Source organism: Plantactinospora siamensis (genome assembly GCF_042434095.1).
In the GTDB taxonomy this organism is placed as follows: domain Bacteria; phylum Actinomycetota; class Actinomycetes; order Mycobacteriales; family Micromonosporaceae; genus KBS50.
This window is the reverse complement of the sequence record NZ_JBHLUE010000026.1, coordinates 689,654-705,879: the sequence shown is the minus strand read 5'-3', so window position 1 is coordinate 705,879 and position 16,226 is coordinate 689,654. Positions and strand designations below refer to the sequence as shown.

Sequence of the window (16,226 nt, the reverse complement as noted above, 5' to 3'; positions counted from 1 at the left end):
GGGTTGTTCTTGGTGCGGCGGGACAGCACCTGCATGACCCGCTCGATCTCCTTCTCCCGCCCGATCACCGGGTCCAGCTTGCCCTCCCGGGCAGCCTGGGTCAGGTTGCGACCGAACTGGTCCAGCGTCGGCGAGCTGGCGCCGGCCGGCGGGGTGCCCGCCCGCCCGGCGGTCGGTTCGGTGCCGGCGGGATGGCCGGAGACCTGCCGGATGACCTGCTGGCGCACCCCGTCCAGACCGGTTCCCAGTCTCACCAGCACCTGGGCCGCGACACCCTCACCCTCGCGGATCAGGCCGAGCAGGATGTGCTCCGTACCGATGTAGTTGTGCCCCAGCTGCAGCGCCTCGCGCAGCGACAGCTCCAGCACCTTCTTGGCCCGCGGCGTGAACGGGATGTGCCCGCCCGGCGCCTGCTGACCCTGGCCGATGATCTCCGCAACCTGCTGGCGGACGCCGTCGGTGGAGATGCCGAGGCTCTCCAGGGCCTTCGCCGCCACGCCCTCACCCTCATGGATCAGGCCCAGCAGGATGTGCTCCGTGCCGATGTAGTTGTGGTTGAGCATCCGGGCCTCTTCTTGGGCCAGGACGACAACCCGTCGCGCTCGATCGGTGAACCGCTCGAACATCGCTTCTCACGCCCCATGGGACCGGCCACGCACCCTGTCCAGCTTGTGCGGCACCGAGGTGCCGCAGTGAAAGACGGATGCGCTGAGTCGGAGCCTCTTGGCCTCGTCGCATGAGCTGGCGTGGACGTCATGCCGGGCAACGGGCAGGCGCACTGCCCATCCGAAGCATACCCCCCAGCCGGCTGGTCCCGCCGCCCTCAGCCTTCCTCGCGGCGCGGCCGGACCGCGGCCGGGTCGTCCACGCCCACACCTGGGCCACGAGGCCCAGCATCGGCATCGGCACCGACCGGACGGGGCCCGGCTTTGACGCCCGCGCCGACCGCATGCGGCCCGGAATCGACGTCGACACCGGCCGGACGCGGCTCGGCATCGGCGGATCGCGCCGGTCGTTCGTCCACGCCGACCGTCGGCTCGGCCTTGAACTCGCCGCGCCGCTCGTCCCAGATGTCCCGGGCGATGATCTGGATCATCCCGGCCACCGGGATGGCCAGCAGGGCGCCGAGGATGCCGGCCAGCTCGACCGCCACGAGGATGGCGATCAGCACGGTCAGCGCGTTCAGCTGCACCGTGCGGGAGAAGATCAACGGCTGCAGCAGGTGGTTCTCCAGCTGCTGGTACACGACGAAGAAGACGATCAGCACGATGCCCGCGGTGACCGAGTGGGTGAGCCCGGCCACCACCGCGACCACCGCCCCCAGCGTGGCGCCCACCAGCGGGATGAGGTCGACCAGCCCGACGAACAGCGCGATCAGCCCGGCGAACGGCACGCCCATGATCTTCAACACGGCGTACGTGAGCACCCCGCAGATCAGGCTGATCAGCAGGTTCCCGGTGATGTAGCCGGTGATCGTCTTCGCACAGTCGCCACCGACCCGGCGGATCCGCTCCGCCGTCCGCGGCCGGAACAGGGCGAGGAATCCGTCGATGATCTTCGGCGCCTCCAGCACCATCAGGAAGGAGAGCACGAAGATCGTGATGATCCCGGCCAGCGTGGTGGCCGCGCCGGTGATGAACCCTACCGCCGGGGTGCTCAGCCGGGAGGCGTACCCGCGCACGGTGTCGGCATGGCTCTGCAGGTAGTCCAGCACGTGGGTCCGGGCCGCGAGGTGGCCCACCGGCCCCCGCCCGGCGCGGATGTCGTCGATCAGCCGGGGCGCCTGGTCCGCGAGCTGGCCGCCCTCCCGGATCAGCGGCGTGACGAAGACGGCCACCAGCCCGGCGAGCGCGGCGAAGACGACCAGGTAGACCAGCAGCGTCGCCAGCCAGCGCCGGCACCAGGACAGCCGGCGCTCGATCCAGCTCACGGCCGGGTGCAGGGCGACCGCGAAGAACGCGGCAATGATGATCCAGGTCAGCACCTGGCGGGTCTGCACCACCAGGTAGAGCAGCAGGGCGGCTGCCAGCACGACCGCCACCACGACGGTGGCGCGGCGCGCGGTCAGCCGGACATCGGAGGTAGGCACATCCCGATCCCTACCCCCGGGTGGCGGCCCGCAACCGGGCCCGGCGCCACCCGCCCGTCGCGCGCGCCCGCCCCGGCCCGCCGGGCCGCCCGGGCCGCTCGGATCCCGCCTCGGCCGGTACGGTGACGGCGACGGCCCGCCAGCGGCGAGGAGGTCGTGGTGACCAGGGACACCGGGCGCAGACCCATCGCGTCGAACCGGAAGGCGCGGCACGACTATGCCGTCCTCAAGACGTACGAGGCCGGCATCGTGCTGGTCGGCACCGAGGTCAAGTCCTTGCGCGCCGGATACGTCTCGCTGGTGGACGCCTTCGCTCAGGAGCGGGACGGCGAGATCATGCTGCACGGCCTGCACATCGCCGAGTACGGCTTCGGCAGCTGGACCAACCACCAGCCGCGCCGGACCCGCAAGCTGCTGCTGCGGCGGGTGGAGATCGGCCGGATCCTGGAGCGGCTGCGGGAGCCGGGGTTGGCCCTGGTCCCGCTGTCGATCTACTTCGCCGACGGCTGGGCCAAGGTCGAGCTGGCCCTCGCCCGGGGCCGGCGGACGTACGACAAGCGGCAGGCCATCGCCGAGCGCGACGCGAACCGCGAGATCGCCCGCGAGCTGGGCCGGCGGCTCAAGGGCCGGCCCGGCCGGCCCTGACCCCGGCGACCCACGACCCGGGACCGGCGGCCGGGCGGTCAGCCGGCCACGGCGCCGGCGCGGTACGACCGGCGCAGCGCCGGCACCGGCACCGGCCGGTCCGGCTGCGCCCCGTCGCCGGCCGGCCGGACCGCCCGGGAGTCGCCGGCCAGCGTCGGCGCGGCAACGTCGGCGGGCGTCGGCAGGGCCGCCGGGCCGCCCCGGCGGGCCAGCCGGCGCAGGAAGCCGAGCGTCCCGGCCAGGCCGTCGGCCCAGGAGGCCCCGTGCGTGCCGGCCTCCGCGCCGAACCGGGGATGCCGGGCCGTGCCACCGGCGCGCAGCAACAGGTGCCGGCCGGCGGTGGCGGCCTCGTCCCACCACTGCCCGCCACCGGACTGCAGGGCCAGGTCCACGAGCAGGTTGCCCACCCCCGCGGTGCCGCAGCACTGACCCGGTACGCCGATCCGGGGCAGCAGCGTCACGCACTGCGCGCCGAGCCGGCCGGCCAGGGCGGTCAGCGACCGGTCGCCCAACACCGAGCCGCCGAGCAGCAGGGTCTGCGCCATTCCGGCCAGGCCCTGGCACCAGGAGGCCGCGAGCGAGGCGGCCCGGGGGCCGCCGGCGCGTTGGGCCAGCGACTCCGCCCGCCGGGCCAGCAGGGCGGCCCGCCCGGCCGCGTCGGCCAGCACCGCGGGATCGCCGCTGACCTGGGCGAGGCACAGCAGCAGCTCGGTGGAGCCGGCGAGGCCCCACGCCCGGCCGGCGGACGGCTCGACGGCCGCCGCCGCCGGTAGCCGGTCGGTCGCGGCGCCGGCGACCGCCGCCGGGGCGGCCCGGATCGCCTCGGCGCAGCGCCGGGCCACGGCCAGGTGCGCCGGGTCGCCGGTGTCGGCGTACAGCAGCAGGTGCCCCAGGCCGGTGCCGGCCGCGCCGGTCATCAGGTCGGCGCCGGCGGCCCGCCAGCCGCCCGCCGGCACGGACGGCGCCGGGTGCTCCGGGCCGGCGTCGAAGCCGGCCGCCCGGGCGCGCTGGAGGAACACGTCCACCCCGGTCCGGCCGGTCAGCAGCCCCGGTGGAAGATCGACGCCGGGTACGGCCCGGGCGGTGTGCCGGACCAGGGCACGCAGCCGATCGACGACCCCGGGCCGGTCGGTGTGCTGGAGCAGCTCGAGGCCGATGCCCGCCGCCCCCCGGTACACGGCCATGCCCTGCGGCGTCGGCCCGGCGGCCGCGAGCATCCGGTCGGTGGCGGCCAGCAGGTCGGTCAGCAGCTGGTCGGCGATCCCGGCCGCCGCCTCGGGGTTGAGCTCCGGCGGTCGGGACCGGTTGACCGGACCGGCGCGCCGCCGGCCCGGCGCGCCGGGATGCCGGGCGGGATCGCCGGTCGCCAGCCGGCGAGCCGCGGCGCGGGCCGTCTCGTCGTCGCCGCTCAGCAGGTCCGCGATGTCCGCCCACACGCCCGTGGGCCGGCCGCCGCAGCGGAGGTGGATCGACTGCAGCGCCCGCCGGCGCGGCAGGTCCAGGTTGTCGTCCACGGTCACCGGGTGCAGGCCGTCGGCGGCGAACAGCAGGATCATCCCGACCGCGTACAGGTCGTCGGTGTCCCGCGGCGGCTCGTGCCGGCGCTGCCGGGCCGGGGCGTACCCGGCCGTGCCGCCGGGCACGTGCACGCCGCCGTACGCCGCGAGGCCGAAGTCGATGAGCGTGACGCGGTCGCCGTCGATGACCACGTTGCGTGCCGTGAGGTCCCGGGCGATGACCCCGCGGCGGTGCAGCTCCAGCACGGCCCGGGCGAGCCGGGTGGCGAGCCTGTCCAGGCTGCGTCCGCCGGGCGGCCCGGGCGCCGGCCCGGTCGGCGCGTACCGGCCGTGGTGCGCCACGTCGTCGGCCAGGTTGTACGGCCCGGCGTCCGTGGTCACCAGGTATTCGTCGTCACCGTGCCGGAAGTGGTCGAGGAACCGCGGGACGCCCCGCATCCCGGTCAACGCCTCCAGCACCCGGCGCTCGTTCCGCAGCCGCAGCCGGACGTCCCCGGCCTCCTCGTGCTCGTCGACGTGCGCCCGGGCCTGCTTCACCACCACCCGGCCGCCGTCGCGCTCGTCCACCGCCCGGTAGACGTTGCCTCGCCCCGACTCGTAGATGCCCGCGATCACCCGGTAGTGGCCGCCGAGGACCGTCGGCGGATCCGCCGGACGCAGCTCGGCCGGCTCGCCGGTGAACGGATCGACCAGCCGGGTCAGCGGACCGGGCTGGCCCGGGTCGGTCGGCCCGGCGCACCGGTCGGCGTCGCGGTCCGCCGGGAACGGGCCATACCCGTAGAAGACCGGGGCAGCCGGGTCCACCCGCCGCTCCCCCAGCACCCGCGGCGCCGGCTCGCCGCGCAGCAGGCGGGCCAGCGAGAGGCCGAGCCTGCGCACCCGGGACGAGTCGGGATAGACGGTGATGGCCTTGCCCACCGCGCCCGGGACGCTGTAGCCGTCGTTCAGCCGCGCCAGCACCGACACCGAACGCGCCAGCCGCACCGGGCAGCCAGTCGCGAGCAGCTCCGGCAGCAGCCGTTCCACCAGGGCCGGAAAGGCGACGGACCGACAGGACACGTGCAGCTTCCAGCCGTACGCCGGGAGCACGGGCGGATCCGCCGGCTCCAACGTCAGCCAGGTGGCGTCGCGGCGGAGCTGGTAGCCCGGCGCCCGGTGCGCGCGCAGCGCGCGGGCGACCGCGTCCCCCAGCTCGGCGCTGTCCATGCCGAACGCTCCCGACCAGGCCCGCGGGGTCAGCGGCCGGTGGCCCGGGGCGCCGGATCGGCCGCCGTGGGGCCGGGCTGGCCGGCGCACCGGAGGCGGGCCCGTTCGAGCCGCACGCCGTCGTCGAACAGCACGACGGGTTCCACCGGTTCCCGACCGGCATCCCGGGGCTCCAGACCGAGCAGTGCGGGCACGATGGGTCCTCTCCGGCCGTGCCGGCCTGATCCTAGACCGTGGCTCCCGTACGCTACCGAACACGTCCAGTTATCTCAATGTGTCCGTGCGTGCGCCGAAAATCCCGGCGACGACCGCGCTCGGGGGGCGCTATTCTCGGCCCCATGAAGGTCCGCACCACCGCCGCGACCGCGCGAGCTGCCAGCTCGCCGGCCGCCGCTGCCTGACCTCATTCCCCTCCACCGGCGGCCGGAGACGGCCCGCCGGTGCGTTCGCGGTCACCACCCGTGCACGCGCACGCCGCGTGGGCCCTCCGGCCGGCCTCGCCCCGGAAAGGCCGAAGCACATGGACACCGAACAGATCATCCGCACGTTCCTCGACTTCTTCACCGACCGCGGCCACCGGGTCGTCATGGGCGCCACCCTGGTGCCACCGCCCGGCGACCCGGTGCTGTTCACCACCAGCGGGATGCACCCGCTGACGCCGTACCTGCTGGGCCGGCCGCACCCGGCGGGCCGGCGGCTGGTCGACGTGCAGCGCTGCCTGCGCACCACCGACCTGGACGAGGTCGGCGACACCCGGCATCTGACGGTCTTCGAGATGCTCGGCTCCTGGTCGCTCGGCGACTATCCGGGCCCGGACAGCCTGCGCTGGGGATTCGAGCTGCTCCGGGACGGCTTCGGCATCGACCCGGGGCGGCTGCACGCGACGGCGTTCGGCGGGGACGACCAGCTGGGGCCGGACGTCGACAGCGTCGACACCTGGACCGACCTCGGCGTGCCGGTGGAGCTCACCGGCACGGACAACTGGTGGTCAAACGGCCCCACCGGGCCGTGCGGACCGGACTCCGAGATCTTCGTCTGGACCGGCGCCGGTCCGCCGCGCGGCACCCCGACCGGCGACCCCCGCTGGGTCGAGCTGTGGAACCACGTCACCATGCGGTACCGCCGGCACGACGACGGCAGCCTGGAGCCGCTGCGGCGGCCGGCCGTGGACACCGGGATGGGACTGGAACGGCTGGTCACCGTGCTGCAGCGCCGAGACTCGGTGTACGAGAGCGACCTGTTCGCGCCGTGGCTGGGGACCGTGCCCCGGCTGTGGCCGCTGCCGGTGCCCGACACCCGCGTGGTCTGCGACCACCTGCGCTCGTCGATCGTGGTGATCGGCGACGGCATCCGCCCGGGCAACACCGGCCGGGGCTACGTGCTGCGCCGGCTGGTCCGCCGCACCCTCACCACGCTGTGGCGGGAGCACCCCGACCGGACCCTGTCCGACCTGCCGGTCGAGCCGATCGAGCACACGATCCAGCACTTCCGGCTGCCCAGCGGCGTACCGGAGGTCCGGGACGTGCTGCGGGGCGAGGAGCAGCGGTTCGCGGAGCTGTTGCGGCGCGGCCGCCGGGTGCTGTCCCGGCGCCTCGAGCGGGGGCCGCTGGGCGAGTCGGACCTGGTGGACCTGCACGAGACGCACGGGCTGCCCCGGGACCTCGTGCTCGGCCTGCTGGCCGAGCGCGGCTGAGCCGGCCCGTCGCCCGCAGGACGGCCTGTCGTGCGGGCGACGGCCCGTCGGCCGGGTGACGGCCGGGTATCCGGCCGGAGGTGCCTATACTGGGTCGAGTGAGGCTGCGACGTTGACCGGTTACGCCCGATGAGGACCGGAGCGGCCGCCGGCCACCGGGGCCACTACCACGCGGCCCTCTGTTACGACTCGGATCCGGACCTGCTCGCCGTGGTGCTGCCGTTCCTGCTCGACGGGATGGCGGCCGGCGAACCGGTCGTGGTGGCCCTGCGGGACCGGACCGCCGCGCTGGTCCGCGCGGCGCTGCCGGCCGACGGCCCCGTCAGCTACCTCGACCCTTATTCGCGGCCGACCGCCGTCATCCGGTCCTACCGGGAGATGCTGGCCGGCCATGTGGCGGCGGGCGCCGCGCAGGTCCGGGTGGTCGGCGAGATGCCGGCCAGCGCGTTCGGCGCCACCTGGGACTGGTGGGCCCGGTACGAGGCGGCCACCAACCACGCGTACGACGAGTTCCCGCTGTGGAGCCTGTGCGCGTTCGACACCCGGGTGACGCCCGCGGCGGTGCTGGACGACGTGGCCCGGACCCATCCGTGGACCGCCCTGCCGGGCGGGCGGCACACGCCGAACGGCACGTACACCGAGCCCGCGGCGTTCCTGGCGGAGGATCGCCCGATGCTGCTCGACCCGGCGCAGCGGACGGGCCCGGCGGTGGAGCTGGCGGATCCGACGCCCGCGCAGGCGCGGGCCGCCCTGCGCCGGGTGGATCCCGGGCTGCCCGCCGACGACGTCGACGACCTGATCGTGGCGGTCAGCGAGGTGGTCACCAACGCGCTGCGGCACGGGCGGCCGCCGGTGCTGTCGCGGGTCTGGACGACGCCGGACCGGATCGTCGTGACGGTCAGCGACGGCGGGACCGGCCCGCGGGACCTGTTCGTGGGCCTGCTCCCGACGCGCGGACCGGGCGCCGGCGGCCTGGGCCTGTGGATCACCCACCAGTCCTGCAGCCATGTCACCCAGCAGCGCGGTCCGGACGACTACACGCTGCGCCTCACGGCGGGCAACCCGCAGTTCCCGATCGGTTGACCGGCGGCCCGGTCACGGTTGCAGGTGCATCCAGGCGAAGACCAGCGGCACCGCGCCGTCGTTGATCAGATGGTGGTCCTCGCCCGGCTCGATCAGCAGCACGTCGCCGGCGCTGAACCGGTCCGCCGGCGCGCCGTCGATCTCGATGGTGCCGCTGCCCTGAAAGATGCAGAAGACCTCGGGCACGGCGTGGGTGTGCGTACCGGGCTCGTCGTGGGTCCGGAAGCCCGGCTCGTCGTACCGGCGGAAGCCGCCGCGGTCGATGAGCCGGCCGGTGGGCACGGCCGTGCCCACCGCCTCGGCCATGGTCAACTTACGCATGGAACGCCTCCTTCGGTGGGGGTTCGAGCACCGTCCGGTGCGGTGCCGCCGCCCAGGGCACGCCCAGCTCGGACGGCAACGCGCCGGCCGCCGCGGCGGCCCGCAGCAGGTCGGCCACGTCCTGGACAACCGGCCCGCCGCCGTCGGGGTGCGGCCGGAGGAAGCGGTCCGGCACGGGCGCCGGCGGCGGCGCGGCGGCCAGCACCGCCAGGACGGCCGTGAACATCCGGGTACGCGCCAGCGGGGCCACCAGCGGCACGCCGCCGGCCCGGTGCGCCAGCAGGTTCTCCAGCAGGTCGACCCGGCCGGCCGGGGGGCGCCAGCCCGGATCGCCGGGCAGCCGGAGCCGGTCCGTCGGATACTCCAGCGCGGCGCCGCCGGCCCACACCTCCCCGGCCAGGAACGTGCCGGAGGCCAGCGTGACGGCCACCTCGACGGCGTCCCCGGCCCTGTCGGTGAGCCGCAGCCAGGCGGTGTCCTCCACCTCGATGTCCCGGGTCCGGTACCACTCCAGCTCGGCGGTCACGGTCCCGCGCGGCCAGCCGGAGGCCGCCTCGGCCACCGCGAGGGCCTGCGTCACCGCGTGCGCGAACGGGTTGGCCAGCGCCCCGTCCGCAACGAACCGCCCGGCCAGCCGCCGCCGGCCCGCCCAGGGCGAGCGCCGCCAGTACGCGTCCGGCCGCCACCACGCCCCCAGGGCGGCGGTAAGGAAGGGGTGGGTGGCGCACCTCGCGGCGGCGACCAACTCGGGCAACGCGGCCGAGCCGAGCGCCTGGAAGCCGACCTGGCAGGCGCGGCCGGTCCGGCGCAGCGCGGCCGCCAGCGCCGCGTGCTCGGCCGGCGAGGAGACCGGCGGCTTCTCCAGCAGCAGGTCGGCGCCGGCCGCCACGGCGTCCAGCGCGATTCCCAGATGGGTGTGCGGCGGGGTGCAGATCACCACCACGTCCGGGGCGGTGGCGGCCAGCATGTCCCGGTGATCGGTGAAGACCGGCGCGGCGCCGGGGTCGTCGATCGGGGCGGTGTCGCAGAGCGCCACCGGATCCAGCACGCCGGCCGCGGACAGCCGGTCCAGGTTGCGCCGGTGGGCGCGGCCGTGCCCGTTCGCGCCGATCAGCGCCACCCGTCGGGTCATCCGGCGGCCCCCGGCGGGGTGGGCCCGCGCGCCGCTGCGGCACGGCCGCCGGAATCCAGCCCGCCCGGAGCCAACCGGCGGCTCACGGCGTGCACGGCGGCCACCGCGTACCCCAGCAGGATCGGGACGGTGACCGGCGCCACCAGCGCGCCGAGCAGCAGGACCAGGCAGCTCACCCCGGTCGCCGCGGCCCACCGCGCCGGCCGGTCGACGCAGCTCCGGGCGGCGGCGCGGGCCGCCGGCCACCAGCCCCGGCCGCCGGCCCGGCCGACCTCCACCAGCACGAGCGCGGCGAGGCCGGTCAGCAGCGCCACCACCGCGCCGGTGAGCGCGAGCACCGGCCGGCCGCCCGGCACGGCGCCGCGGGCCACCGCGGCCAGGTCCGCGGCCAGCAGCGCGGCGCCGGCCAGCGCGACCAGGCCGGCGGCCACGCCGGGCAGCAGCCCCCGGCGGAACCGGTACGCCGACCGGCGGACCGACGGCCAGCTGCCGGTCTCCAACCAGTCGTGCACGGCCGCGCTGGCCACCCCGGCCGCGGTGGCCGCGGTCAGCAGCGGCAGGGCGGCCACCGTCAGCAGGATGCCCAGCAGCGCCAGGTCGGTGGCGTCGCGGACGAGGTCCCGCCAGTCCCGGCGGTCGGTGGCGGCGGTCACCGGCTCAGCCCTTGAGCCCGCTGGTGTTGATGCCCTCGACGAGCAGCCGCTGGAAGGCCACGAAGAACAGGAACACCGGCAGCAGCGACAGCACCGACATGGCGAACATCGGGCCGACCGAGCTCTGGCTGGTGGAGTCGATGAACAGCGTCAACGCCACCGGAACGGTGTAGTCGGGCAGCCGGGACAGGTAGACCAGCTGCCGGAAGAAGTCGTTCCAGGTCCAGATGAACGTGAAGATCGCCGTGGTGACCAGCGCCGGCCGGCTCAGCGGCAGGACGATGTGCCGGAAGATGCCGTACGGGCTGGCCCCGTCGATCTTGGCGGCCTCGTCCAGCTCGCGCGGGATGCCCCGCATGAACTGCACCATGAGGAACACGAAGAACGCGTCGGTGGCCAGGAAGTGCGGCACCAGCAGCGGCAGGTACGGCCACCGGCCGCCGACCAGGCCGAGGGTGCGGAACAGGATGTACTGCGGGACGATCAGCACGTGCCCGGGCAGCAGCAGGGTGCCGATCATGATGCCGAACCACAGCCGGCGCAGCCGGAACCGCAGCCGGGCGAAGGCGTACGCGGCCAGCAGGCAGGACAGCGCGTTGCCGAGCACGGCCAGCAGGCTCACCATGGCGCTGTTCAGGAAGAACCGGCCGAAGCTCACGTCGAAGTTGGTCCACCCGTGCGGATAGTTGGCCGGGGTGAACCGCCGCGGCAGCAGGCCGATGTTGTTGACGATCTCCTCCTGCGACTTGACCGAGGCGCCCAGCATCCACAGCAACGGATAGAGCACCACGGCCACGATGGCCAGCAGCACCACCAGCCGGATCAGCTGCCGCCGGCGCGATCCGGGCCGGCGGGCCGCCACATTCCCGGCCGGTCCGGCCGGCGGGCGCGGGCCGACGGTCGGCGCGGCGGTCACGACCCGGTCCCGTCGGAGTAGTGCACCCAGAACCGGCCGGTGCTGAACAGGACCGCGGTGACCAGGCCGATGGCCAGCAGGAAGACCCACGCCATCGCCGAGGCGTAGCCCATCTCCAGGTCGGTGAAGCCGGAGATGTAGAGCTTGAGCGTGTACATCAGAGTCGAGTCGACCGGACCGCCGGTGCCGTTGCTGATCACGAAGGCGGACGTGAAGCCCTGGAAGCCGTGGATCGTCTCCAGCACGAGGTTGAAGAAGATCACCGGGGACAGCATCGGCAGCGTCACGCTGACGAACTGGCGGAACCGGCCGGCGCCGTCCACGGCGGCCGCCTCGTACAGCTCGCCCGGCACCTGTTTGAGGCCGGCCAGGAAGATCACCATGGGCGCCCCGAACTGCCAGACGGCCAGCACCATCAGCGTCTGCAGGGCCCAGTCCGGGTCGTTCACCCAGCCCCGGCCGGACACGCCGAACACCGCGAGGAACGAGTTCACCGCGCCGTCGCCGCTGAACATGCTGCGCCACACGATGGACAGCGCCACGCTCCCGCCGAGCAGCGACGGGAGGTAGAACAGCCCGCGGAACAGCCCCACCCCGCGCCAGGTCCGGTCGAGCAGCAGCGCCACCCCGAGCGCCGCGGCCAGCTTCAGCGGCACGGCCACCAGCGCGAAGGTCACGGTCACCCGGACCGCGTGCCAGTACGCCGGGTCGGTGCTGAACATCCGCCGGTAGTTGCCCAGCCCGACCCACCTGACCTCCGACCACGGCGTCAGCACGTCGTAGTTGGTGAAGCTCAGATAGAGCGACAGCAGCATCGGGACGGCCGTGATGCCCAGCAGGCCGATGAGCCAGGGCGACAGGAAGACGTACCCGGCTCGCCCCTCGCCCCCGATGCCCGGTCGGCGCCGCCGCCGGCGGGTGGCCCGGACCGGCGGCGGCGCCGGCCGGTTGCGTTCGGGTGCCGTGGTCACCGCCACGAGCGCTCCTCTCTGCGCCGGCCGGCCGGTCAGCCGATCGCCGACGTGCACGCGGCCATGAACTGCTGCGCCGCCTCGGCCGGGGTGGCCCGGCCGTACTGGACGTTCTCGGCGGCCTTGGTGAGCGCCGACCTGACCTTGCTGTGGCCCTTGAGCGGCACCTGCGGCGACGGGCCGAACTTGGCGGCCAACTGGTTCTCCACGTCGATGGAGAGCTTCATGGCCGGGTCCCCGGCGGAGTCGGCCACCTGCTTGCGGAGGTCCATGTTGGACGGCAGGCCGCGGTCGGTGCCCAGAATCCGCGCGGCGTCGGGGTCGTTGACCAGAAAGTTGATCACATCGATGGCCGTGTCCCGGTGCTTGCTGCCCCGGAACACCGAGTAGTACATGGACGCCCGGGCCCACTGCGCGCTCGGGTCGCCCGGGTACGCGGTCACGCCGAGTTCGTCCTTGGTGTTCTTGTCCAGCTCGGGCAGCTGGTTGGCCCACACCCAGGAGGTGGCCGCCTTGCCGGTGACGACGAGCTGCTTGGTGATGTCCGTGGCGTTGCCCTCGTGGATCACGTCGGGGGTGGGTGTGGCCCTGCGGTCCCGCGCGCCCTTCCACAGCTCGAACCACTCGGTGACGTCGGTGGCCGTGAAGCCCAGGGATTTGTCCCGGTAGAGGTCGGCGCCGCGTTGGCGCAGCCAGACCCAGAACGCCTTGTAGTCGCCGCTGGGGTCCTGGGTGCCGGGCACGCCGGCCTTCTTGCTGACCCGCTCGGCCCAGGCGATGTGCTGCTCCCAGGTCATCCCGGTGGTCGGCTCGGGCAGCCCGTGCCGGGCCAGCAGCGTCTTGTCGTACACCAGACCCTGGGTGTTCTCCCCGGCGGCCAAGCCGGCGAGCTTGCCGTCGACCACGCCGTACTTCCACAGGCTCTCCGGGAACCTGCTGGTGTCGATCTTCCCGCTCTGCTGGTAGCTGCCGAGGTCGAGGGTGGCATTGCGGGACGCGTACTCGGTCAGGTAGTTGTCGTCGATCTGGAAGATGTCCGGCGGGTCGCCGCCGGCCACCAGCGTGGCGAGCTTGTCGAAGTAGCCCTGGTTGGCCTGCCAGGTCTTCTCGAACACGACGTTCGGGTGCCGCTTCTCGTACAGGGTGAGGGCGTCCTCAGTCAGCTTCGCCCGGGCGTCGCCGCCCCACCAGAAGATGGAGATCTTGACGGGCGCGTTCGGGTCGCTCGCGTCGTCACCGCCGCACCCGGCGGCGCCCAGGGCCAGCGGCGCGGTCACCAGCGCGGCGGCGAGCAGGCTCAGCAGCCGGCGGCGGGGCACGATGGCGCGGTGATCGGCGGCGGATGGATCCGTCGGTACGGCCGGGTGGGCAGACATGTGCGCTCTCTCCTCAGGCGTTGGAGGCGGCCGGGCCGGGCCCGGTGGATTCGCGGATGACCAGCTCCGTCCGGAGCGTCACCTGTGCGGTGGCCCGCCGGTCGTCGTCGAGCCCGCCCCGGCGGCCGCCGCGGGCGCCGGCGCCCGCGCCGTTTTGCAGGAGCAGGTCGACGGCCGTCCGGCCGGCGGCCGCGGCCGGGGTGGCCACGGTCGTGAGCTTGGGTCGGGTGAGGCGGCTCAGCGCGATGTCGTCGATGCCGACGACGCTGACCTCGCCCGGCACCGCCGTGCCGATGGCGCGCAGCCCCTCGATCAGGCCGATGGCCATCAGGTCGTTGTACGCGAGCACGGCCGTGGCGCCGCACCGGCGGACCGGTTCGGCCAGCGCGCCACCACCGGTCTCGGTGGGCGGGTTCGGGCCGAGCACCGTCAGGGCGGCGCCGCCGGCCCGGGCGGCCGCCACCGCGGCGCGGCGGATCTCCCGGTTGGTCCACGAGCCGCGCGGCCCCGCCAGCAGCGCCAGGTCGCGGTGGCCGAGCGACAGCAGGTGCTCGACGGCCAGCCGCGCGCCCTGCCCGTTGTCGGTCGCCACCGAGGGCAGGCCGGCGACCTGTCGGTTGACCACCACCAGCGGCACCTCCCGGCTGAGCTGCTCGATGAGGCTGTTGCTCATCCGGGGGCTGCACAGCAGCACGCCGTCGACCTGCTTGGCCAGGGCGTGCACGAGTTCCTCCTCGACGGCCGGGTCCTCGTTCGTGTCGGCCACGAAGATGTGGTAATCCCGGCCCCTGGCCTGGCTCTCGGCCGCCTTGATCAGCGGCGGGAAGAACGGGTTGGCGATGTCGGCCACGATCAGGCCGATATTGTGGGTGCGCCCGGTGATCAGCGCCCGGGCCGCCCGGTTGGGCCGGTAGCCCAGGGTCTCGGCGCAGGCCAGCACCCGGCTGCGGGTGTCCGGGTTGACCAGGTGCGGCGCGGAGAACGTGCGGGAGACGGTCGAGATGTGCACGCCGGAGGCCCGCGCTACGTCCCGAATCGTGGCTGGCACGCCTGATCCCTTCGGTGTCGGGGATGGCCGTTCGACAAGGTGCAGCAATTAATGCAAACGATTGCGCTGATGTCAACGGTCATCTATGTCAGGGCGGTTCCGAGGACAGGCCGGAAAGGCGCTTGGATGGCCACCAATGTGGACTTAACGGTCCGGTTGACCGCCAGCCGTTGACGCGAGCGCATCGACCGTGGTTACTTCGACTGCAAACGTTTGTAGTCCCCGGAGGCCGCGCATGCCAACCAGCGCCACAGCACGGCGGTACGCCGTCGTCGGCACCGGCGCCCGGGCCGAGATGTTCGTCCGGGCGCTGGCGCTCGATCACCCGGACACCGCCGAGCTGGTCGCGTTCGCCGACGTGAACCAGGCCCGGATGGACGCGCACAACCGGTGGCTCACCGGGCTGGGCCGGCCCGCCGTGCCGACGTACCGGGCCGCCGACTTCGGCGCCATGCTGACCCGGGAACGCGTCGACACGGTGCTGGTGACCAGCGTGGACCGCACCCACGACGCGTACATTGTGGCGGCGCTGCGGGCCGGCCGGGACGTGGTCACCGAGAAGCCGATGACGGTGGACGCCGACCGCTGCCGGCGGATCCTCGACGCGGTGGCCGAGACCGGCGGCCGGGTCTCGGTGGCCTTCAACTACCGGTTCAACCCGCTGCACGAGGCCGTGCGGACGGCGCTGGCCGGCGGCGAGATCGGCGAGATCGGCTCGGTGCACTTCGAGTGGCTGCTGGACGTCCGGCACGGCGCCGACTACTTCCGCCGCTGGCACCGGGACCGGGCCAACTCCGGCGGGCTGCTGGTGCACAAGGCCAGCCACCACTTCGACCTGGTCAACTGGTGGCTCGACAGCGCGCCGGTGTCCGTCTACGCCGCGGGCCGGCTCTTCTTCTACGGCCCGGCGGGCCGGCGGCACGGGTACGCCCGGGACTACGACCGGGCGCACGGCTCCCCCGCCGCCGAGGCAGACCCGTTCGCGCTGCGGCTGGCCGACCATCCCCGGCTCCGGGAGCTCTACCTGGACGCCGAGGGCGAGGACGGCTACCAGCGGGACCGGAACGTGTTCGCCCCGGGGGTGACCATCGAGGACGACATGGCGGTGCTGGTCCGGTACGCCAGCGGCGCCACCATGAGCTACCACCTCACCGCGTACGCCCCCTGGGAGGGCTACCGGGTGATGGTCAACGGCAGCCGGGGCCGGCTGGAGCTGGAGGTGGTGGAAAGCTCCTTCGTCAGCCCGGCCGCGGCCGGCGCGCTCAAGGGCGCGGCCCTGCACGGCGCCGAGGCCGCCGCGGAGGACGGCTGGGCCACCCTCACCGTCCGGCCGTTCTGGGCGCCGCCCCGGCCGGTGCCGACCCCCGGCCACACCCGGACCGGGCACGGCGGCGCCGACACCCGGATGACCCGGGTCCTCTTCGGCGGCGAGCCCGACCCGTACCGCCGGTCGGCCACCGCCCGCGACGGCGCCCTGGCCCTGCTCACCGGCCTGGCCGCGAACCGGTCGATGGCGACCGGCCAGCCGGTCCGGGTCGCCGACCTGCTCACCGTCGACTGACCCCGAGGAGACCGC

The 16,226-nt window shown here is 74.3% G+C and carries 14 protein-coding genes and 1 pseudogene; 4 read left to right on the top strand and 11 right to left on the bottom strand.

The features are described from left to right. Positions 1-563: pseudogene (locus ACFFHU_RS28455) on the bottom strand (Clp protease N-terminal domain-containing protein); the annotation flags it as partial. Between the two features lie 260 nt (positions 564-823). After that, complete coding sequence (locus ACFFHU_RS28450) at positions 824-2,089, bottom strand: AI-2E family transporter (RefSeq protein WP_377343480.1); 1,266 nt, start codon at positions 2,087-2,089, stop codon at positions 824-826. 159 nt (positions 2,090-2,248) lie between these two features. On the opposite strand from ACFFHU_RS28450, the gene smpB reads away from it, so the two are divergent. Next, the gene (gene smpB / locus ACFFHU_RS28445) at positions 2,249-2,734 is read left to right on the top strand and encodes an SsrA-binding protein SmpB (RefSeq protein WP_377343479.1); all 486 of its coding nucleotides are present in this window, start codon (positions 2,249-2,251) and stop codon (positions 2,732-2,734) included. 38 nt (positions 2,735-2,772) lie between these two features. Here the strand turns inward: smpB and ACFFHU_RS28440 are convergent, their stop codons facing one another. Both ACFFHU_RS28440 and ACFFHU_RS28435 read right to left on the bottom strand, forming a co-directional pair. Continuing rightward, positions 2,773-5,457: a class III lanthionine synthetase LanKC N-terminal domain-containing protein gene (locus tag ACFFHU_RS28440; protein ID WP_377343478.1), complete on the bottom strand. Its 2,685-nt coding sequence runs from the start codon at positions 5,455-5,457 to the stop codon at positions 2,773-2,775. A 29-nt stretch (positions 5,458-5,486) separates the two neighbouring features. Continuing rightward, positions 5,487-5,651 (bottom strand): hypothetical protein, encoded by a 165-nt coding sequence (locus ACFFHU_RS28435; protein WP_377343477.1) that lies wholly within the window; start codon positions 5,649-5,651, stop codon positions 5,487-5,489. 326 nt (positions 5,652-5,977) lie between these two features. Between ACFFHU_RS28435 and ACFFHU_RS28430 the strand changes: the two genes are divergently transcribed. Both ACFFHU_RS28430 and ACFFHU_RS28425 read left to right on the top strand, forming a co-directional pair. After that, on the top strand, positions 5,978-7,150 hold the full coding sequence (locus ACFFHU_RS28430; RefSeq protein WP_377343475.1) for an alanine--tRNA ligase-related protein: 1,173 nt from the start codon (positions 5,978-5,980) through the stop codon (positions 7,148-7,150). Positions 7,151-7,279: 129 nt separating this feature from the next. After that, positions 7,280-8,233, top strand: coding sequence for an anti-sigma factor RsbA family regulatory protein (locus ACFFHU_RS28425; RefSeq protein WP_377343474.1), 954 nt, complete (start codon positions 7,280-7,282; stop codon positions 8,231-8,233). A gap of 12 nt (positions 8,234-8,245) precedes the next feature. On the opposite strand, the gene ACFFHU_RS28420 is transcribed toward ACFFHU_RS28425, so the two are convergent. From ACFFHU_RS28420 to ACFFHU_RS28390, 7 genes are all read right to left on the bottom strand, one after another. Next, a complete protein-coding gene (locus ACFFHU_RS28420) occupies positions 8,246-8,554 on the bottom strand; it encodes a cupin domain-containing protein (protein ID WP_377343472.1) in 309 nt (102 codons plus the stop codon). Beyond that, positions 8,547-9,686, bottom strand: coding sequence for a Gfo/Idh/MocA family protein (locus ACFFHU_RS28415; protein ID WP_377343471.1), 1,140 nt, complete (start codon positions 9,684-9,686; stop codon positions 8,547-8,549). Before ACFFHU_RS28415 ends, ACFFHU_RS28420 begins: the two co-directional genes overlap by 8 nt. Next, entirely contained in the window at positions 9,683-10,339 is a 657-nt protein-coding gene (locus ACFFHU_RS28410; RefSeq protein WP_377343470.1) for a hypothetical protein, read from the bottom strand. The genes ACFFHU_RS28415 and ACFFHU_RS28410 overlap by 4 nt, the downstream gene beginning before the upstream one ends. Positions 10,340-10,343: 4 nt before the next feature. After that, a complete protein-coding gene (locus ACFFHU_RS28405) occupies positions 10,344-11,105 on the bottom strand; it encodes a carbohydrate ABC transporter permease (RefSeq protein WP_377343511.1) in 762 nt (253 codons plus the stop codon). A gap of 146 nt (positions 11,106-11,251) precedes the next feature. Continuing rightward, a complete protein-coding gene (locus ACFFHU_RS28400) occupies positions 11,252-12,232 on the bottom strand; it encodes a carbohydrate ABC transporter permease (protein ID WP_377343469.1) in 981 nt (326 codons plus the stop codon). 29 nt (positions 12,233-12,261) lie between these two features. After that, positions 12,262-13,602, bottom strand: a complete 1,341-nt coding sequence (locus ACFFHU_RS28395; RefSeq protein WP_377343468.1) for an ABC transporter substrate-binding protein — start codon at positions 13,600-13,602, stop codon at positions 12,262-12,264. 13 nt (positions 13,603-13,615) lie between these two features. After that, positions 13,616-14,650 (bottom strand): LacI family DNA-binding transcriptional regulator, encoded by a 1,035-nt coding sequence (locus tag ACFFHU_RS28390; protein WP_377343466.1) that lies wholly within the window; start codon positions 14,648-14,650, stop codon positions 13,616-13,618. Positions 14,651-14,885: 235 nt separating this feature from the next. Here ACFFHU_RS28390 and ACFFHU_RS28385 point away from each other — a divergent pair, with 235 nt between their 5' ends. Beyond that, positions 14,886-16,211 carry a Gfo/Idh/MocA family protein gene (locus ACFFHU_RS28385; RefSeq protein WP_377343464.1) on the top strand — a complete coding sequence of 442 codons (1,326 nt, stop codon included), beginning with the start codon at positions 14,886-14,888 and terminating at the stop codon, positions 16,209-16,211. Positions 16,212-16,226: the final 15 nt, after the last annotated feature.